At 72.6% G+C, this 18,985-nt stretch carries 16 protein-coding genes and 1 pseudogene; 9 read left to right on the plus strand and 8 right to left on the minus strand.

Going from position 1 to position 18,985, the window contains the following annotated elements; genetic code table 11:
* The first annotated feature begins 6 nt into the window (after positions 1-6).
* From ACFY2Z_RS31675 to ACFY2Z_RS31695, 5 genes are all read left to right on the plus strand, one after another.
* Positions 7-1,023 carry an asparaginase gene (locus ACFY2Z_RS31675; protein ID WP_390747522.1) on the plus strand — a complete coding sequence of 339 codons (1,017 nt, stop codon included), beginning with the start codon at positions 7-9 and terminating at the stop codon, positions 1,021-1,023.
* Positions 1,024-1,066: 43 nt separating this feature from the next.
* Entirely contained in the window at positions 1,067-2,479 is a 1,413-nt protein-coding gene (gene aspA, locus ACFY2Z_RS31680; RefSeq protein WP_390747497.1) for an aspartate ammonia-lyase, read from the plus strand.
* Positions 2,480-2,634: 155 nt separating this feature from the next.
* Entirely contained in the window at positions 2,635-3,558 is a 924-nt protein-coding gene (locus ACFY2Z_RS31685) for a glutaminase (protein ID WP_390747498.1), read from the plus strand.
* A 119-nt stretch (positions 3,559-3,677) separates the two neighbouring features.
* Positions 3,678-5,066 carry a polyprenol phosphomannose-dependent alpha 1,6 mannosyltransferase MptB gene (gene mptB / locus ACFY2Z_RS31690; protein WP_390747499.1) on the plus strand — a complete coding sequence of 463 codons (1,389 nt, stop codon included), beginning with the start codon at positions 3,678-3,680 and terminating at the stop codon, positions 5,064-5,066.
* On the plus strand, positions 5,063-6,427 hold the full coding sequence (locus ACFY2Z_RS31695) for a glycosyltransferase 87 family protein (RefSeq protein WP_390747500.1): 1,365 nt from the start codon (positions 5,063-5,065) through the stop codon (positions 6,425-6,427). Before mptB ends, ACFY2Z_RS31695 begins: the two co-directional genes overlap by 4 nt.
* 35 nt (positions 6,428-6,462) lie before the next feature.
* On the opposite strand, the pseudogene ACFY2Z_RS31700 reads toward ACFY2Z_RS31695, so the two are convergent.
* Both ACFY2Z_RS31700 and rho read right to left on the minus strand, forming a co-directional pair.
* Positions 6,463-7,338: pseudogene (locus ACFY2Z_RS31700) on the minus strand (D-alanyl-D-alanine carboxypeptidase family protein); the annotation flags it as partial.
* A gap of 106 nt (positions 7,339-7,444) precedes the next feature.
* Positions 7,445-8,584: a transcription termination factor Rho gene (gene rho / locus ACFY2Z_RS31705; RefSeq protein WP_390747501.1), complete on the minus strand. Its 1,140-nt coding sequence runs from the start codon at positions 8,582-8,584 to the stop codon at positions 7,445-7,447.
* Between the two features lie 419 nt (positions 8,585-9,003).
* On the opposite strand from rho, the gene ACFY2Z_RS31710 reads away from it, so the two are divergent.
* On the plus strand, positions 9,004-10,248 hold the full coding sequence (locus tag ACFY2Z_RS31710) for a cytochrome P450 (protein ID WP_390747502.1): 1,245 nt from the start codon (positions 9,004-9,006) through the stop codon (positions 10,246-10,248).
* A 62-nt stretch (positions 10,249-10,310) separates the two neighbouring features.
* Here ACFY2Z_RS31710 and ACFY2Z_RS31715 read toward each other — a convergent pair whose 3' ends face one another.
* On the minus strand, positions 10,311-11,462 hold the full coding sequence (locus ACFY2Z_RS31715; RefSeq protein WP_390747503.1) for a glycoside hydrolase family 19 protein: 1,152 nt from the start codon (positions 11,460-11,462) through the stop codon (positions 10,311-10,313).
* Positions 11,463-11,924: 462 nt separating this feature from the next.
* On the opposite strand from ACFY2Z_RS31715, the gene ACFY2Z_RS31720 reads away from it, so the two are divergent.
* On the plus strand, positions 11,925-12,701 hold the full coding sequence (locus tag ACFY2Z_RS31720) for a class I SAM-dependent methyltransferase (RefSeq protein ID WP_390747504.1): 777 nt from the start codon (positions 11,925-11,927) through the stop codon (positions 12,699-12,701).
* Here the strand turns inward: ACFY2Z_RS31720 and ACFY2Z_RS31725 are convergent.
* The 5 genes from ACFY2Z_RS31725 to ACFY2Z_RS31745 all read right to left on the minus strand — a co-directional run bounded on the left by ACFY2Z_RS31725 (position 12,671) and on the right by ACFY2Z_RS31745 (position 17,070).
* The gene (locus ACFY2Z_RS31725) at positions 12,671-13,405 is read right to left on the minus strand and encodes a GntR family transcriptional regulator (protein ID WP_390747505.1); all 735 of its coding nucleotides are present in this window, start codon (positions 13,403-13,405) and stop codon (positions 12,671-12,673) included. The two genes, ACFY2Z_RS31720 and ACFY2Z_RS31725, sit on opposite strands and share 31 nt — an antisense overlap.
* Before the next feature lie 165 nt (positions 13,406-13,570).
* Complete coding sequence (locus ACFY2Z_RS31730; RefSeq protein WP_390747506.1) at positions 13,571-14,536, minus strand: acetylxylan esterase; 966 nt, start codon at positions 14,534-14,536, stop codon at positions 13,571-13,573.
* A gap of 101 nt (positions 14,537-14,637) precedes the next feature.
* Positions 14,638-15,222, minus strand: coding sequence for a hypothetical protein (locus tag ACFY2Z_RS31735; protein WP_390747507.1), 585 nt, complete (start codon positions 15,220-15,222; stop codon positions 14,638-14,640).
* 467 nt (positions 15,223-15,689) lie between these two features.
* Positions 15,690-16,463, minus strand: a complete 774-nt coding sequence (locus ACFY2Z_RS31740) for a ferredoxin reductase (RefSeq protein WP_390747523.1) — start codon at positions 16,461-16,463, stop codon at positions 15,690-15,692.
* A 1-nt stretch (position 16,464) separates the two neighbouring features.
* Positions 16,465-17,070: a sulfite oxidase-like oxidoreductase gene (locus ACFY2Z_RS31745; protein ID WP_390747508.1), complete on the minus strand. Its 606-nt coding sequence runs from the start codon at positions 17,068-17,070 to the stop codon at positions 16,465-16,467.
* A gap of 246 nt (positions 17,071-17,316) precedes the next feature.
* On the opposite strand from ACFY2Z_RS31745, the gene ACFY2Z_RS31750 reads away from it, so the two are divergent.
* Together ACFY2Z_RS31750 and ACFY2Z_RS31755 are read left to right on the plus strand one after the other, a co-directional pair.
* The gene (locus tag ACFY2Z_RS31750) at positions 17,317-18,240 is read left to right on the plus strand and encodes an NADP-dependent oxidoreductase (protein ID WP_390747509.1); all 924 of its coding nucleotides are present in this window, start codon (positions 17,317-17,319) and stop codon (positions 18,238-18,240) included.
* Positions 18,237-18,953 (plus strand): GNAT family N-acetyltransferase, encoded by a 717-nt coding sequence (locus ACFY2Z_RS31755; RefSeq protein ID WP_390747510.1) that lies wholly within the window; start codon positions 18,237-18,239, stop codon positions 18,951-18,953. Before ACFY2Z_RS31750 ends, ACFY2Z_RS31755 begins: the two co-directional genes overlap by 4 nt.
* The last annotated feature ends 32 nt before the right edge of the window (positions 18,954-18,985 follow it).

The raw sequence follows: 18,985 nt of genomic DNA on the forward strand, positions 1-18,985 counted from the left end.
GCAGTACTGCACGGAAGTGCGCCGGCCGAGGCTCCCGCGATCCGGGAACCCCTGCACGCACCCGTCGCCCATCTCGTCCGCGGTGGCGTGATCGAGGGCATCCACTACGGCTCGGTCGTCGTCCTCCGCGCCGACGGCACGGTGGAGCTCCAACTCGGCGACATCGAGGCCGCCTTCTACCCGCGCTCGGCGCTCAAGCCGGTGCAGGCGGCGGCGATGATCCGGGCCGGGCTGCCGCTCGACGGGGAGCTGCTGTCGCTCACCGCGGCCAGCCACTCCGGCGAGGAACGGCACCTGGCCGGCACCCGCCGCATCCTGGAGCTGGCCGGCGCCACCGAGGACGACCTCGGCAACGTCCCCGACCTGCCGTACGACACGGTCGTGCGTGACGTCTGGGTGCGCGAGGGACGGCTGCCGTCCCGGCTCGCGCAGAACTGCTCCGGCAAGCACGCGGCCATGCTCTACACCTGCCGGCTCAACGGCTGGCCCCTTGAGGGATATCTCGACCCGGGCCACCCTCTCCAGCAGGCCATCGCCGAGATCGTCGAGGACCTCACCGGCCAGGCGATCGCCAGGGTGACCGTGGACGGCTGCGGCGCCCCCCTGTTCTCCGTCTCGCTGCACGGGCTCGCGCGCGCCGCGGCCCGGATCACCACCGCACCGGCCGGCACTCCGGAGGCACGGGTGGCGGACGCGATGCGTGAGCACGCCGAGATGGCCTCCGGCTCCGGGCGCGATGTCGCGGCGCTGATGCGTGCCGTGCCCGGACTGCTGGCCAAGGACGGCTTCGAGGGCGTCCAGGTCGCCGCGCTGCCCGACGGCCGGGCCGTCGCGGTGAAGATCGCCGACGGAGCGAACAGGGCCCGGGTCCCGGTCGCCGCGGCGGCCCTCGCCCGGGCCGGGGTCGACCCGGCGGCGCTCGCCGAGTTCGCGGGCGAGCCGCTGCTCGGCGGCGGCCGGCCGGTCGGTGGCGTACGCCCGGTCCGCGCCCTCGACCCGCTCACGCCCGACGCCCACGTCTGACGCCCCCGCCACCGACCACCTCAGGAAGAGGAACCGCACCACCATGACCGCCGCAGCCCACCGCAGCGAGCACGACCTGCTCGGCCACCGCGACGTACCCGCCGAGGCCTACTGGGGCATCCACACCCTGCGCGCCAAGGAGAACTTCCCCATCACGGGGACGCCGATCTCCGCGTACCCGCATCTGATCGACGCCCTCGCCGCCGTCAAGGAGGCCGCCGCCCTCGCCAACGAGGAACTCGGCCTGCTGGAACCGAAGAAGGCCGCCGCCGTCGTCGCGGCCTGCCGCGAGATACGCGACGGCAAGCTGCACGACGAGTTCGTCGTCGACGTCATCCAGGGCGGCGCCGGCACCTCGACCAACATGAACGCCAACGAGGTCGTCGCCAACCGCGCGCTGGAGCTGCTCGGCCACGCCAAGGGCGAGTACCAGCACCTGCACCCCAACGAGGACGTCAACCTCGGCCAGTCCACCAACGACGTCTACCCGACCGCCGTCAAGATCGCCACGGTCTTCGCGGTGCGCGGTCTGCTGAAGGCGATGGCCGTGCTCCAGAACGCGTTCGCGGGCAAGGCCGTCGAGTTCCGCGACGTGCTGAAGATGGGCCGCACCCAGCTGCAGGACGCGGTGCCGATGACGCTGGGGCAGGAGTTCTCCGCGTACGCCGTCATGCTCGACGAGGACCGCAGCCGCCTCGCCGAGGCCGTCGAGCTGATCCACGAGATCAACCTCGGCGCCACGGCGATCGGCACCGGCCTCAACGCCCCCGCCGGATACGCCGAGTCGGCCCGCCGCCACCTCTCCGACATCACCGGCCTTCCGCTGGTGACCGCCGCCAACCTGGTGGAGGCCACCCAGGACTGCGGTGCCTTCGTGCAGATGTCCGGCGTGCTCAAGCGGATCGCCGTCAAGCTCTCCAAGAGCTGCAACGACCTGCGCCTGCTGTCCTCGGGCCCGCGCGCCGGTCTGAACGAGATCAACCTGCCGCCGGTGCAGGCCGGTTCGAGCATCATGCCCGGCAAGGTCAACCCGGTGATCCCCGAGGTCGTCAACCAGGTCGCCTTCGAGGTGATCGGCAACGACGTCACCATCACCATGGCCGCCGAGGCCGGACAGCTCCAGCTGAACGCCTTCGAGCCGGTGATCCTGCACTCCCTCTCCGAGAGCATCACGCACCTGGAGCGCGCCTGCCTGACCCTGGCCGAGCGGTGTGTCGCCGGGATCACGGCCAACGAGGAGCAGCTGCGGGCCGCGGTGGAGAACTCCATCGGCCTGGTGACCGCCCTCAACCCGTACATCGGGTACGAGGCGGCCACCGACATCGCCAAGGAGGCCCTCGCCACGGGCCGAGGGGTCGCCGAACTCGTCCTGGAGAAGGGCCTGTTGCCGGCCGAGCGGCTCGTCGGCCTGCTGCGCCCCGAGGTGCTCGCGGGCAGCAGCTCACCGAAGCTCTGACACGCCGCCGACCAGGGAGAACACGCCTCGGGGCGGCCGCCGGGCGCGGCCGCCCCGCCGTGACGAGAACGCCGTCGTGGTGTACGGGATCCAGAACATGACCATGAGGTACCTCGGGTGAGCGGCTGGCTCGGCGGGACGGCACGATAGTGACCATGGCCCCCTCGCTGACCTTCCAGCCCGTGCTGGAACGCATCGCCGAAGAGATAGAGCAGCGGCCCGGGCGCGGCCGGGCCGCCGACTACATCCCCGCGCTCGCCGCCCTGGACCCGCATCGCTTCGGCATGGCGGTCGCCGAGCTGGACGGCACGGTCTACGGAGTGGGGGAGTGGCGGCAGCCGTTCTCCGCGCAGTCCATCACCAAGGTCTTCACCCTCGCCCTGGAGCTGGCCCGGGAGGGCGACGAACTGTGGGAGCACGTGGGCCGGGAGCCCTCCGGCAACCCGTTCAACTCCCTGGTCCAACTGGAGTACGAGAACGGCATCCCGCGCAATCCCTTCATCAACGCGGGCGCCCTCGTCGTCACCGACCGGCTGCACAGCCGTACCGACGACGCGGCCGGCACCCTGCTCGACTTCCTGCGGGCGGAGAGCGGCAACCCGGAGCTGGGCTTCGACCAGGAGGTCGCCGCTTCCGAGACCGCGCACGGCGACCGCAACGCCGCCCTCGGACATTTCATGGCGTCCTACGGCAACATCGGCAACCCGGTGCCGGCCCTTCTCGACCAGTACTTCCGGCAGTGCTCCATCGAGGCGTCCTGCGCGGACCTCGCCCTCGCCACCGGCTTCCTGGCCCGTCACGGCATCCGCGCCGACGGCACCCGGCTGCTGACCCGCAGCCAGGCCAAACAGATCAACGCGGTGATGCTGACCTGCGGCACCTACGACGCGGCGGGTGACTTCGCCTACCGGGTCGGCCTGCCCGGCAAGAGCGGGGTCGGCGGCGGGATCATCGCGGTCGTGCCCGGCCGCTGCACGCTGTGCGTCTGGAGCCCAGGCCTGGACGAGCGCGGCAACTCGGTGGCGGGCGTCGCGGCACTGGACCGGTTCACGACCCTCACGGGACTGTCCGTGTTCTGAACGAGCCGCCGGGCGCGTGAGGGTTCCGGTTACACGGCGGTCACACGCAGGTCGCCACCCTGAGGGTAGAACGTCGCCTTCCGTCCATTCGGTGTTGACACGCTTCCCGAGTGTTGGCCATGGCTTTCCCCGTCGATCTCCGCCGCTGTCAGGCACTTGGCCTGGCCGGTACCGCCTTTCTAGCGTTGGGCGGTGGGACCGCCGGGGCTCTGCCGGTCGCGGATCTGGTCTCCCCCGAGTCCGGGCGCGCCGCCCTCGGGCTGGTGGGGGTCTACTTCGGTGTGGTGCTGCTGATCGCGGCGTGGGCGCTGCTGGGCCGGGTGATCCGCGGCCCCGAGCCGCCGACGCCGCGCGCCCTGCTGCTCGTCCTCGCCGTCTGGGCCGCACCGCTGCTGCTCGCCCCGCCGCTGTTCAGCCGGGACGTCTACAGCTACCTCGCGCAGGGCGCCATGGTCCACGCCCATATAGACGTGTACGCGCACGGACCCGCACAGCTCGGCGGGCCGATGGCGGACGAGGTCGCACCGGTGTGGCGGGACACCGCGGCCCCGTACGGGCCGGTCTTCCTCGCCGTCGCCTCCGGGCTCTCCGGCCTGACCCGCGGCGAACTGCCGGCCGGGCTGCTCGGTATGCGGCTGGTCGCGCTCGTCGGCGTGGCCCTGATGGCGGTGGCGCTGCCCCGGCTGGCCCGCCAGTGCGGCGCCGACCCGGCGGCGGCGCTCTGGCTCGGCGCCCTCAACCCGCTGGTGCTGCTGCATCTGGTGGCCGGTGCCCACAACGACGCCATCATGTTGGGCCTGCTCGGCGTCGGCCTGCTCGCCGCGCGCGGCCGGCTGCATATCCTCGGCGTCGTCCTGATCACGCTCGCCGCACTGGTCAAGGCCCCGGCCGCGCTCGGCCTGGTGGCCGTCATCGCGCTGCGGCGGCAGGTCGGTGTGATCCGGGCGGTGGTGACGACGACGGTGGTCGCGCTGGCCACGACGGTGGTGGTCACGGCCGTCGCCGGTACGGGCTACGGCTGGGTGGCGGCCCTGAAGACACCCATCTCCCCGCACAACTGGTCACCCACCAGCGTCCTCGGGCGGGTCACCGGGCGGCTGCTCGACAACCTCGGCAGTGACTTCGCACCCCTCGCGATTCCGGTGTGGCACGCGGCCGGATTGTTGGCGACAATGATCGCCGTGCTGCTCATCTGGCTGCGGCTGCGGCCCACCCCGGTCTACGCGCTCGGCCTCAGCCTTGCCGTCGTGGCCGTCCTCGGCCCCGCGATCCGCCCCTGGTACGCCCTGTGGGGACTGTTCCTCATCGCCGCCGCCGCGCCCAGCAGCTCCGTGCGCCACCGGGTGGCCGCCGCCACCGCGGTCCTCGCGCTCGCGGTGCTGCCGAGCGGTTCGGCCCCGGACCTCGCCCAGGTGCTGCTGGCCGTCTCGGGCGGCGTCCTCGCGATCGTGGTGCTCTGGCAGGCGCACCAGGCGGCTCAGGCGCCGGTGCTGGGACGGACCGCGTGAGAGCGCCGCACACCGAGAAGGGCCGACTGGCCCTCGTACTGACACTCGCCGCCGCCGTCGCCGTCTTCACCGCCACGGTCCCGCTCCTGCGGGACTGGTTCGACCTGCGTGTGTACTACGGGACCGTGCACACCTGGATCCACCACGGCGGGCACATCTACGACTACCGGGTGCCGGGGACGACGTACGGCTTCACCTATCCGCCGTTCGCCGCCCTGAGCATGCTGCCCATGGCGTACGTCGGCCTCGGCACCGCCATCGTCCTCGCGCTGCTGCTGAACCTGGCGGCCGCCGTCCTCGTGCTGTGGATCCTCCTGGGCCGGGAACTGCGCCGCCACGGCTGGTTCGGCTGGGCGCTCGCCGCCTGCGCGCTCGCGCTGCTCGAACCCGTCCGGGACACCTTCAGCTTCGGGCAGGTCAATCTGCTGCTGCTGGCACTCGTGCTCACCGACGCCTGGCTGCTGTCCAGCGGGCGTGAGCGCTGGGCCGGGGCGGGTATCGGACTCGCGGCGGCCGTGAAGCTGACGCCCGCGGTCTTCATCGGCCTGCTGCTGCTCGCCCGGCGCTGGCGGGCCGCCGCCGTGGCGACGGCGGTCACCGTCGGCGCGACCCTGCTCGCGGCCTGGGCGGCACCGGGCGCCTCCCGCTTCTACTGGACGCACGCCGTCTGGGACACCACCCGCGTCGGCCGCCTGGACTATGTCTCCAACCAGTCGCTCCAGGGCATCCTGGCCCGGCTCGCGGCGCCCGACGCCCCGAGCCACGCGGCCTGGGCGACGGCCGTGGTGCTGGTTCTCGCGGTGTGGGGGTGGCGTACCCACCGCGCGCTGCGGGCCGGCGACTGGCGGGGCGCCTTCGCCCTGACCGGGCTGGCCGCCTGTCTGGTCAGCCCGATCACCTGGGTGCACCACCTCGTCTGGCTGCTGCCGTCCTTCGCCGTGCTGCTGCGCGCCCGCCGACTGCGCATCGCGGCCGTGCTGTACGTGCTGCTGTGCAGCAGCGTGGTGTGGCTGTGGTTCGACGACGCGTCCGGCATCGACGGCTTCCTCGGCAGCAACACCTACACCTGGATCACCCTCGGGCTGCTGCTCGGACTGCCGGTCGGTCAGGCGCCCGGCGAGCGTCTTCTCCTCAGCCACAACGTCAGCCCGGCCGCCGCGCCCGCGCTCACGCCCACCGCACCCGCGAGCACTCCCGGGGCGGCCCAGCCGGCCGTGTCGCGGTCCGGGGCCGCCGTCCTCGGCAGCGCGGCCGGGCCGGCCCGTGACACGGTCGGCCTTTCGGGTGACAGCGAGCCGACCGGAGTCACCCGCCCGACGGCGGCGAAGCCCCAGTCGAGCAGCGAGCGCGCCTCCTCGTAGACCGCGAACCCACCGCCGACCTGTGGGTTCATCACGGTCACCAGAAGGGTGTGGCCGCCGCGTCGGGCGGCGGCCACGAGCGTGTTGCCGGCATGGCTCGTGTAGCCGTTCTTGATGCCGATCAGTCCCGGGTAGGGCTGGACGCCGTTGCGGCCGGTCAGCAGCCGGTTGGTGTTGGCGATCTCGTACGTCTGGCCCTCGTCGCCGGGGAAGCTCGACTCGGCGGTGGCGCAGTAGCGCGCGAAATCCGGGTTCTGCAGTCCGGTCCGCCCGAACACCGCGAGGTCGTAGGCCGAGGACACCTGGCCGTCGGCGTCGTACCCGTCGGGGGAGACCACATGGGTGTCCAGTGCGCCCAGGGCACGGGCTTTGGCCTGCATCTGACGGACCGTGGTCTGCACTCCGCCGTGGAGTGCGGCCAGCACATGGACGGCGTCGTTGCCGGAGTTCAGGAACACCCCCCGCCACAGGTCGCTGACCCGGTAGGTGTCGCCCTCCTTCACCCCGACGAGGCTGCTGCCGGGACCGACGTTCGACAGTTCCCGCGCGGTGACGGTGTGCCGGGCTTCGGCGGGCAGTCCCGGCAGCACGGTGAGGGCGAACAGTGTCTTGAGGGTGCTGGCGGGCGGCAGCGGGCGGTGCGCGTCGTGCGCGGCCAGCACCTGCCCGGTGCCCGCGTCGGCGACCAGCCACGACAGCGCCGACGTCTCGGGGAGTTCGGGCACCCCCGCGCGTTGTCGTACCTGCGTTCCCGACGCGTACAGGAGGGAGGTTCCGGGAGCCGTGGGCCGTGGGATGTCGGAGTCGGGGCCCGCGACGGCGACGGCGGGATGGGGCGAGAGGGCCGCCGTCCAGGCCACGCCGAGAGCGCAGCAGGAGAGGACGACGCGGGACGAGAATCCTATGGTCATACTCGCCACCTTGGGGCGGTCCTGGTGGCCGCGCCTGGGCAGCTTGCGCCGAGTGGCGGCATCGGACACCCGGATGCCTGACTCCGCGGCTCGCCCTGCGGGGCCGTCAGGTCGTCGGCAGGGTGGGCTGAATCAGGCGCAGGAAGGTCGCGTTGTCGGGCGCGGCCCGCATCCGCTCCAGGAGGGTCTGAAGGTTCGTCTGCCCGTCCCGCGACCTCAGGACCCGCCGCAGTCCGTGTACGGTCGTCAACTCGGCTGCAAAGAGCAGGAGTTCCTCGCGGCGGGTACCGGATCCGGCGATGTCCACAGCCGGGTGGATCCGGTGGGCGGCCAGCTCCCGGTCCAGCCGCAGTTCCATGTTGCCGGTGCTCTTCAGCTCCTCGAAGAAGAAGTCGTCGGCACGGGAGCCGGTCTCGACCAGGGCGGTGGCGAGGATCGTGAGCGAGCCGCCCTCCTCCGCCAGCCGGGCGGCGCCGAAGAGCCGCTTCGGGCCCTGCAGGGCGGCGGCGTCGACGCCACCGCTCAGGGTGCGGCCACCGGAGGCTGCCGCGTTGTTGTGCGCCCGGCACAGCCGGGTCAGCGAGTCGAGCAGAATGACGACGTCCTCCCCCTGCTCGACGAGCCGCTTGGCCCGCTCGACGACCAGTTCCGCGAGCGCGATGTGCTCCTTCGGCGTCCGGTCGAACGTGGAGGCGTACACCTCGCCGCGCACCGAGCGCCGCATGTCGGTCACCTCCTCGGGCCGCTCGTCGAGCAGCACCACCATCAGGCGGCACTCAGGGTGGTTGGCGGCGACGGCCGCGGCGATCTGCTGGAGCAGTACCGTCTTGCCGGTCCTCGGCGGGGCGACGATCAGGCCGCGCTGCCCCTTTCCGACGGGCGCGAGGAGGTCGACGACGCGCCCGGACAGGCCCGCCGCGGGGTGTTCGAGCCGCAGCCGCTCGCGCGGGTGCAGCGGGGTGAGGTCGCGGAAGTGCGGGCGTCCGCGCAGCTGCTCGGGCGTACGGCCGTTGATCTGCGTCACCTCGGTGACGGCCCGCCCGGCGCGGAGGCCGACGAGGGTGTCGCCCTTGCGCAGGCCGTGGCGGCGGACCAGGGCCGGGGAGACCTGGGGATCGGCGGGCGAGGCCTGGCCGCCGGCGGCGCGCAGGTGCCCCTTCCCGCCGTGGTCGATGTCGAGGACTCCCGTGACGGACTGCGGCGTCTGCTGCTGTGCCACGGGAGGGGGCTGGAGTGTGGTGGTCATATGAGGTCCTTTCACGGACGGAGAACAAGAAGGGAGAAAGGGAGGGCCGGGAGGCGGCATGCTCACACCTCGTCGCGGCGGGGAACCTCACCTCGGGTACAGCCGAAGAGCGCTGGCCGAGAGGTGATGCGGGAAAGCCGGTGCGCCGGTCGATGACGACGGCGGACAGAACGGCGAACTGCGGGGAACGGCACCGGCGCCCTAAACGGGGCGTACACAGGTGCTGACCGCACTGTAGCACTCGACGTCTGGGTGTGCACCGCTGCCGGGGTGTCGCACACCGCCGACAGGTCGCCGTGCACCCCCGTCAGCGCGTGGGCGGCGCCGTCTATTCCCCGGGGCGTGTTCCCAGGGTCCCGATCCTGGGCAGAATCGATCGTCGTACGGCGTCGGCCCGCCCCCGCGACAAGGAGTCACCGGTGGACACCTCCTCCGCCGCACCACATCGTCTGGATCCCGCCGGTGGCTGCCCGCACGCCGACAACGCGCGGCTCCTCGCCCGGGGGTCCGTCGCGCCGGTCCTGATGCCCGGGGACATCGAGGGCATGGCCGTACTGGGGCACGAGGCGCTCAGGGAGTTCCTCGCGCATCCCGACGTCGCCAAGCACGCCCGGCACTTCACCGCCCTGCGCGGGGGAAGGATCGCCCAGGGCTGGCCGCTCATGACCTTCGCGGCCGTGCGGGGGATGACCACGGCCGACGGAGACGACCACCGGCGGCTGCGCTCGCTCGTCAGCCGGGCGTTCACGGCCCGGCGTGTCGCACAACTACGGCCCAGAGTCGAGGAGTTGACCGACAGCCTGCTCGACGACCTGGTCCACGCGGCCCTGTCCGACGGTGGAGCGGCCGATCTGCGTCGGCACTTCGCACTGCCCCTGCCGATGCGGGTGATCAGCGAGCTGCTCGGCGTGGCGGACCACTACCGGGACCGGCTGCACCGGCTGTCCAGCCAGGTCGTCGCCACCGACATCGGTCCCGAGCAGGTCATCGCCGCCAACAGCGGATTGGTCGCCGTCCTCGACGAGATCGCCGCCGCCAAGGCCGCGGAGCCCGGGAACGATCTCATCAGCGCGCTCATCGCCGCCCGCGACGAGGACGGCGACCGGCTCAGCCGGCAGGAGCTGACCGGCACCCTGGTGCTGATGATCATCGCCGGCCACGAGACCACGATGAACCTGGTCACCAACGCCGTACGGGCCCTGTGCGGCCATCCTGACCAGCTGGACCTGGTGCGCAGGGGGCAGGCGGGCTGGGACGACGTCGTCGAGGAGACCCTGCGCTGGGACGCGCCCGTCAGCTACTTCCCGTTCCGCTACCCCGTGCGGGATCTGACCGTGGACGGGACCGTCATTCCGCAGGGGACACCGGTGCTCGCCGGATACTCCGCCGCCGGACGCGACCCGGCGGTGTACGGCGCGGACGCGGACCGGTTCGACGTCACGCGGCCCGGGCGCAGCGGCACGCCGCGGCATCTGTCACTCGGGCACGGCGCCCACTACTGCCTGGGCGCGCCGCTGGCCCGTCTGGAGGCCGGGATCGCGCTGGAGCGGCTGTTCACGCGTTTCCCGGACCTGGAACTCGCGGTTGCCGAGGACGAGTTGATCCGCCACGCCAGTTTCGTCGGCAACAGCGTACGGACGCTGCCCGTGCGTCCTCGGCCCTGAGCCGTGGGCCGTGGGCCGGTCGTACGGGGGCCGGGGCGGTGCGCCCCGGCCCCCTGGTGTACTCAGCAGTACAGGTTGGAGCCGGGGCTGACGCCGAGGATCGAGGTGAACCGCTGGTAGGCGTCGACGCGGCTCTGTACCTGGGCGGGGTTCCTGCCGTCGCACTCCAGCGAGCCGTTGATGCTGCGGATGGTCTGCCCGAAGCCGGCCTGGTTCACCATGGCGTTGTGCGGGGTCATGGTGCCGGGGCCGGACTGCGTGTTCCAGTACCACAGGCCCGTACGCCAGGCGATGGCGGAGTCGTTCTGCACGAGCCACGGGTTGTCGAGCAGATCGATGCCGAGCGCGTCGCCCGCGGCCTTGTAGTTGAAGTTCCAGCTGAGCTGGAGGGGACCTCGCCCGTAGTATGCGGCCTGACCGGCCGGGCAGCCGTAGGACTGGCTCCAGTCGCAGTAGGTGGGGTAGTTGGCGGTGTTCTGCTCCACCACGTAGACCAGTCCGCCCGTCTCATGGCTGACATTGGCCAGGAAGGCCGCGGCCTCCTGCTTCTTCACCGTGTCGCTGCCGGTGTTCGCGAACCCGGGGTAGGAACTCAGGGCCTGTACCAGCCCGCTGTAGGTGTAGAACGAGTTCCGGTTCGGGAACATCTGGTTGAACTGGGCCTCGCTGACGACGAATCCGGACGGATTCGTGTTCCCGCCACCGCTCGCGGGGGCGTTCCACTTCTGGTTGGCCCCACCCGAGCAGCTCCAGATCTGCAACCGGGTGCCGTTGGCCGAGTTGTTGTCGCGGACGTCCAGGCACTTGTTCGCGGCCGGGTTGACGATGTCGTGGGCGGCGGTGACCACCCACTGCTGGTTGGCGCCGCCCGTGCAGTCCCACAGCTGGACCGCCGCCCCGTCGGCCGTGCTCCGGTCGACGACGTCCAGGCATTTGCCGAGTGCCCGCAGCGTGCCGTCGCCGGGGTTGGACCAGAGCTGGGCATTGGTCCCGTTGCAGTCGTAGAGCTGTACGGCGGTTCCGTTGGCGCTGTTGGCTCCCGCCACGTCGACGCACTTCCCGGCCAGGCCGGTGATCCGGCCGTCGGCTGCGTGTGCGGGCGTGGCGGAGAACAGGGCGGCCATCAGGACCGCGACGACGGCCCCGACCGTGAACCGGCCGAGGACCGCGCGTATGAGCGTGAATCGTCTGAAGGGGAGCTGGGCCGTGGTCATCGTTGTCGACACCTCGTGGGGGTTGGCCAGACAGGGGCGCGAACTCCGTGCGTATGCACGGGATGTGACGGCCCGAAAGCTAAAGGTCTGAACCAAGTGCGTCAAGAGGTGAAGCGGAACAACGTTGTCACCGGGGCTGGGCACTCAGAAGGCGAAGGGCGTGCCACTCGACCCGACACGAACCGGCGGTCGAGTTCGAAGACTCCGAAGCCGAAGCCCTGGGCGGAGACGGTGCCGTCCGCCAGTTCCACACCCGACGTCTCCAGCGCGTGGCCGACCGCGGGGCGCGCCGCCGTGCTGCCCCTCGCCCGCCGGCTGCCCCACCCGCCCGTACCGGCCGCGACGGCACCGGCCGGCTCCCCCGGGCCGGCGGGCACACCGCCGGACGGCCGCCCGCGGACGCCTGACCGGACGACCGGGGAACCGGGTCCGCGCGGTCTCCGGGCGTCCTAAGCTGGTGTGATGTTCTCCCCGCACGGTCCCAGCCTGCGTGAGCTGGCCGTTCAGGCGCTGTCCTCGGTCGAGCGCGGCTACGACCTGCTCGCGCCCAAGTTCGATCACACCCCGTTCCGGACGTCGGACGCGGTGCTGGACGCCGTCGAGCGCGCGCTGGAGACGATGGGTCCCTTCGGCCACGGACTGGATCTGTGCTGCGGTACGGGGGCGGGGACGGACGTGCTGCGCACGGTCTGCCGCGAGAGCGTCACCGGGGTCGACTTCAGTGCGGGCATGCTGGCCGTCGCGCGGCGGCAGATGCCGGCCGGCGGGTGGCCGAGGGTGGACTGGGTGCGAGGCGACGCCCGCGCCCTGCCCTTCGGTCCCGTCTTCGATCTCGTCGTGAGCTTCGGCGCCTTCGGTCACTTCCTGCCGGGCGAGTTGCCCGGGCTGTTCACGCAGGTCCACTCGGTACTGCGGCCGGGCGGACGGTTCGTGTTCCCGATCGGGGCCCCGCCTCGCCCGGCCTCACCCTGGTACTGGGCGCTGCTCGGTTTCGACACCGCGATGCGCGTCCGCAACGCCCTGTGGCGCCCGCCGTTCGTGATGTACTACCGGGCGTTCCGCCTCGGCGACGTCCGGCGTGAGCTGAGCCGCGCCGGGTTCACGGTGGAGCATCAGGCGCTGCCGGACTTCGGCCGCCGGCCGGACGGCAGCCCGCGCTGCCGGCTGCTCGTGGCCACGCGGGCGGGCGGCGGGGCCCCCGGCGGAGGTCAGCCGGCCGCCGGCAGGGTGAACTCGTAGACCAACGCCTCGCGTTGCGCCTCCACCACGAGATCGGTGATCTCCAGCGGCCGGTCCCACTGGTCGTGCACGCGCCGGGTCACCCGCACGGTGGGTGGCAGCGGGGTGATCCCGTCACGGTGGTGCAGGGTCAGACCGGCCGTGCGCATCCAGTCGTAGGCACGCCACAGTTCGGCCGAGGCCCTGCCGTCCGCCCGATCGCGGTAGCGGGCCAGTTCCGGCACCTCGGCGACGGCGACGGCGGAGAACGAGGTGACGGCCGTCCGCGTCCCGCTTCCGTCCGCCGCGGCGGACGTATAGCGGTGGACGAGGGTGGGCCGCCGGGGCGCGAGGCCCAGCTCCCGGGCGTGCTCGGGGGAGGGGACCTCCCAGGTGACGGTCGCCCGGCCGGGCTCCGCGCCCTGAGCGCCCACGGGAAAGGCCAGCGAGGGCACGTGCTCGGCCGTCGCGCCGGGCAGAACCGCGTGGCTGCCGCGCCGGTCGGTGGCGACCAGTCCGGCCCGGCGCAGGATCTGCAGGGCCTGGCGCACGGTCTCCCGGCTGACCTGGAAGTGCGCGGCCAACTGCCGCTCACCGGGCAGCCGTTCCCCCGGCGGGATGCCGCCGTCACGTAACTCGCCCAGCAGTTCGGTGGCGATCCTCCAGTAGAGCGGTTCCTCGGGCGGGTGAGGAAGGGGGTGGTCGGACGGGGTGGTGCGGGCCATGTCCGCGCCTCCTGGTGACAAGACGTAGCCGTGTGGAATCAGTGCGCGACCACATCTAGCATTGGTCTAAACCACCAGGAAAGGGCCGATCGGCACTTCGGCCGAATCCGGCCCGTGTCCCGCGTCACCGGGAACCGGAGTTCCCGAAGCGTTCCTGACACCTTCTCAGAACCGGGCGGGCAGCCAGCGCAGCTGGACCGCCTGCTGGTGGGGTCCGCCGCCCTCATGGTCGTTGAAGTCGTAGACCTCGATCGTCTTGTCCTCGTGCGCCCACGCGTTGAACGCGGCGAAGACCGTGGAGGGCGGGCACGTCTGGTCCTCCAGCGCCGCCGAGAACAGCGCGGGCGCCCGGCCGCGCGCGGCGAAGTGGACGCCGTCGAAGTACGACAGGGTCCGCAACACCCGCTCGGTGCGGCCACGGTGCGTCTTGAGGTAGGTGCCGATCTCCCGGTACGGCTGGCGGTCCGTGAGGGTCGTCGCGCGCGGGAAGTCGCACAGGAACGGCACGTCCGGCGCGATCGCCACCAGGTCCGGTACGAGACCGCCGACCGCGATCGTGATGCCGCCGCCCTGGCTGGCGCCGACGGCCGCGGTGCGTGAGGCGTCGGTCAGCGGGTGGGCCCGGGCCGCCTCGACGGCGCGCACACCGTCCGTGAACAGCCGCCGGTAGTAGTACGTCTCGGGATCCTCGACGCCTCGCGTCATGAACCCGGGAACGGCCGGCGCGCTGCCCACCGGGTCGGGCGTGTCGCCGCCGCCCCACGTACTGCCCTGCCCGCGCGTGTCCATCACGAAGTGCGCGAAGCCCGCCGACGCCCACAGCAGATGCATGTGCGGCAGCGCACGCCCGCCGCCGTAGCCGACGAACTCCACGACGGTGGGAAGCGGATCGTCCGCGGCGGCCGGCACGGTCAGCCAGCCCTTGACCGGGTGGCCGCCGAAGCCGGCGAAGGTCACGTCGTACACCTGGACCGTTCTCAGTCCGGTCGCGACGGGCTCGAAGCGGGCGTCCAGATCGTGTTCGCGGGTCTCCTGCAGCGTCTTCGTCCAGAAGACGTCGAAGTCCGAAGGCTCCACCGAGGCGCTCCGGTAGTCGCAGAGCTGGTCGAGAGGCAGGTCGAACAGGGCCATGGAGGACCGCCTTTGACGTCACGGATGCGGGCGATCACACCGTACGGTGGCGTCCGGGGCGCCGCCAGACCGCCCGTTCGCCGACGCTCGGTCCCGGCTGTTCACGCCGTGCGCCGTCCCCAGTCCGGCCCCGTGCGGGCCCATTCGTCCTCCCACTCCGCCATGCGGTGCCGCTCGGCGATCCGGCCGATCACCGCGCGGCCCAGGAAGACCGCCCCGGCCACGCCGGCCGCGGCCCACACCCCCGCTGTCAGGCCGTGCTGCCACACCGCGGCGTCACTGGGCGGCGGGGAGACTCCGTGATCCTTCGCGTCCAGCCAGACCCGCACCCGGTCGCCGCTCAGCGAGCCCGCCGGGACCTTCGCGACCGTCGTCCGGGTGCCCTTGCCGGGCTCGGTCCAGCGCACCGGCACCCGGTACAGGGGCTGCTTGGCGCCCTGCGCCGAGGGAGTCGCGGCGGGGGCGTCCTGGAGGAGCACCGCGGGCACCTGATGGCGTTCCGCGCGCTGGGCGGTCTGCGTCGTGTGTGCGTCGCCGTACGCCCACCAGCCCACGGCCGTGCCGACGAGCGGCGCCCCGACGCACAGCAGCAGGGCGAGAAGGAGCGACGTCCATGCCTCGACGACATCCGAACGCCGGCGCAGCGGATTGCGCCGCCAGCGCCAGCCGCGCATCCGGGTTCGCATCTCGACCTCCTTGCCGCCACGTCCCGCTCGTGGAGGGGCCGAGCCCCCTGGGGAACCCGCACACCGCCCCCGGCCACGATCAAGGAGCCCCTCGGCGCAGCACCGCACGACGGCGCCCGCGGTGCACCGGCCCACCCCCGAGGGGCAGGCCGTACGGCACCCCCGCCGCCCGCGCCTGGCGGCGACGGCGGCCCCGACACGCCCCGCATCGGACCCGCTCCTGCCGGACCGGCCGCACCGCCGACCCCGGGCCCGGGGCGGCCGTGGACGGACCGGCGCGAACGCGACGCGGACGAGCTCCGAACGCGCCGCGGACGCGACACTGGATGCGCCGACATGAAACGGCCTTTTATGCCGATTCTCCTCCCCGGCGAGGTTCCCGGCCATGTGGCCCCGAAACCTGTGGCGCGGCCGATGGCGCGGCGGGCGGGCGCCCATTCCGTCCGGAGCTTCGAGCGCTCGAGGGTTCAGCCGAAGCGTTCGATACGGATGCGGTCCACCGGCTGCCCGGCCTCGACCAGCAGCCGCGAGGCATGCTCCACGAACGCGTTGGAACCGCACACATAGGCTTCCCACCCACTGGGAGGCGCCTCGGCCATGAGCGGCGCCACATGGGCCGCGGACATACGCCCCACCGGCGTTCCCTGGGGCGCGCTGCGGGTGAAGACGGGCGTGGTCTCGACGCCGTACTCGTCCGCGTAGATCAGATCCTCCGGTCCGCGGGCCGAGACCAGCAGCCGTAGCGGCACGTCCAGACCGCGTGCCCGGTGGTGGCGCACCATCGACATCAGCGGGACGACCCCCGAGCCGGCGCCGATGAGCAGCGCGGGCCGGTCGCCGGGCCAGGCGAAGAAGCCGCTCAGCGGGCCGCGCATCTCGATCCGGTCCCCGGGCTCGGCCACGGTGTGGAACCAGCCGGACACCTCGCCGCCCTCGACCTGGTCCAGGGTCAGTTCGATGTGCCCGGTGTCGTCGGGGGGCGACGCGATCGAGTAGTGCCGCTGCGCGACGTAACCGTCCCCGGCCCTCAGCCGCAACAGCAGGTGCTGGCCGGGCAGATGTCCCGCCCAGCCGGGAACCGCGAACCGGAAGGTCGCGGCGCGCGGTGTCTCCCGGCGGATCTCGGTCAGCGTCGCGGTGCGCCAGTTCGCGGCGGTGCTGCCGCTCACGGCGATCCGCCCGGGTACGGCGAACCGTGTGGGCGGCAGAAAGCGGCCGATGGTCACGCCCGGCTCAGTCACCTCAGTCACCGGAGTACCGCTGCTCCTCCCACGGGTTGCCCCGCGCGTGATAGCCGTTCTGTTCCCAGAACCCCGGCTCGTCGTGGTCGAGGATCCTCAGGCCCGCGATCCACTTGGCGCTCTTCCAGAAGTACAGGTGCGGCACCACCAGCCGGGCCGGGCCGCCGTGCTCGGCCGGCAGCGGCCTGCCGTCGTACTCGAAGGCGATCCAGGCGCGCCCTCCGGTGAGGTCGGCCAGCGGAAGGTTGGCGGTGTACCCGGTGTGGGAGTAGGCGACGGCGTGCGTGGCCGTCGCCCCCGGCCGTACGGCCTCCAGGAACGCGTCCAGCGACACGCCCCCGAAGCGCACCCCGAACTTCGACCAGCCGGTCACGCAGTGGATGTCACCGCTGTACGCCGACGCGGGCAGCGCATGCGCCTCCGCCCAGGTCCAGGTGCGCGGTTCGACCACCTCGCCGTCGATCCGGAAGGACCAGTCCGCGGCCGTCAGCGCGGGGGTGACCTCGGCGGACAGGACGGGCCAGTCGTCGCCCGCGTCGTACTGGCCGGGCGGCAGCCCGGGGTCGGTGACGCGCGGGCGCCCGGTGAAGCCACGGGTGACGTGCATGGTGGGGTGGTGCCTCTCCAGGCGGCCGGACGGGACCGCCGGCCGGGCGCGATCGATGCGGACGCCCTCCACCGTACGCGCCCGCGCACGGTGCTCCCGCCCCGGCCGATCCCGGTCGTTGCCGGCGTGTGAACTCTCCGACGGCCTGGGAATAGCCGCCACATGATCGTCCTTGGCCAATAGTGGCCGGTGCCGGTGGCTCCTGGACCCGCGGTCCGGCGACAGCGAAGGAGAGTGAGGCAGTACATGCCCAAGGCGTATGCGTACACGCGGAACGGCGGCCCGGAGACCGAGACGTTCGTAGAGGTGGAGCGGCCGAGCCCCGGCCCCGGACAGATACTCGTCGCGGTGCGCGCGGCGGGCGTGAATCCCGTCGACTGGAAGCTCCGTGGGGGCCTGAGGCTGCCCGGCGACACGGGAGAGCCGAGCTTTCCCGTCGTCTTCGGCGGCGAGGCGGCCGGGACCGTGGAGGAGATCGGCGAGGGCGTGACCGGTTTCACCCCAGGGGACGCGGTCTTCGGCAACACCGTGTCCGGTGGATACGCCGAGTACGCCCTGCTGTCCGCCGCGGTGACGGCGCATCTGCCGGCGGGGCTGTCCTTCACGGACGCCGCGGTCCTGCCCATCGCCGCGGCCACCGCGTACGACGGGATCCGCCAGCTGGACCTGCCCGCCGGTGCGACGCTGCTGGTCACCGGCGCCGGCGGGGGAGTCGGGGTCGCCGCCGTACAGATCGCCCGTGCCTTCGGGCTGCGCGTGATCGGCACGGCGAGCGAGGGCAAGAAGGACTTCGTCGAGCAGCTCGGCGCCGTGTATGTCGCGCCGGGCCCGGAACTGGCCGGGCGGGTGCGGGCCGTCGCCCCGGACGGAGTGGACGGTGTCTACGACCTCGTCGGCGGTGACGTGATGGAGGAAGCCGCCGCACTGCTGACCGACCGGTCGAAGCTTGTCTCCGCCGCGGCGCGCCTGGAGGTCGGGCGGCTGGGCGGGGCACCCGTGAGCCGGGCCCGCACCGCTGCCGTGCTCGACGAGGTCGCGCGTCTGGTGGTGCGCGGCGACCTGGCCCCCCACGTCACCCGGACCTTCCCGCTGGAGCGCGCAGGCGAGGCGCTGCGCGCCGTCGAGGAGGGCCACGCCCGGGGCAAGGTCGTGATCGAGGTCGGCGCATGAGTGACATCCGGCACGTTCTCGACAACCCCGCGCTCGCCTCGCTGACCGGCCCCCACGCCCACTTCGCCGAGCGCCGGGGCCGCGTCCTGCGCTACCCGACGGACGTCTCCCCCTGGGTCGGGCTGCCCGACGACCCGGGCGCCGACGACTGGGCCGACCTCGCGGCGCTCGCGGGTCCGGGCGCCGAGGCTCCGCTGCCCGGTTTCCGCGGCGAGCTGCCGCAGGGCTGGGACATCACCTTCGACCTGGACGGCGTGCAGCTCGTCGACGACGGGATCCCCGCCGCTCCCGAACCGGAGGCCGTACGACTCACCGCGGCCGATGTGCCGGAGATGCTGGACCTGGTCGAGCGCACCCGGCCGGGCCCCTTCCTGCCGCGCACCATCGAACTCGGCACCTATCTGGGCATTCGCCGGGGCGGCGCACTGGTCGCGATGGCCGGAGAGCGACTGCACCCGCCGGGCTGGACGGAGATCAGCGCCGTGTGCACCGATCCGGCCGTCCGGGGCCAGGGGCTGGCGACCCGGCTGATCCTCGCGGTGGCGCACGGCATCCGCGAGCGCGGTGAGACGCCGTTCCTGCACACCGGCGCGGCCAACACCAACGCCATCCGGCTCTACGAGTCCCTTGGGTTCAGGCTCCGCCGCAGGACGAGGTTCCTCTCGGCGCGGGTACCGGAGACCGCGGTGGACGAGCGGACGGTGGGGGTCTGACGGTGGCGGTGTGACGGTGGGGATCTGACGGT

It is taken from the genome of Streptomyces sp. NPDC001222 (assembly GCF_042896945.1).
Classification (GTDB): domain Bacteria; phylum Actinomycetota; class Actinomycetes; order Streptomycetales; family Streptomycetaceae; genus Streptomyces; species Streptomyces gibsoniae.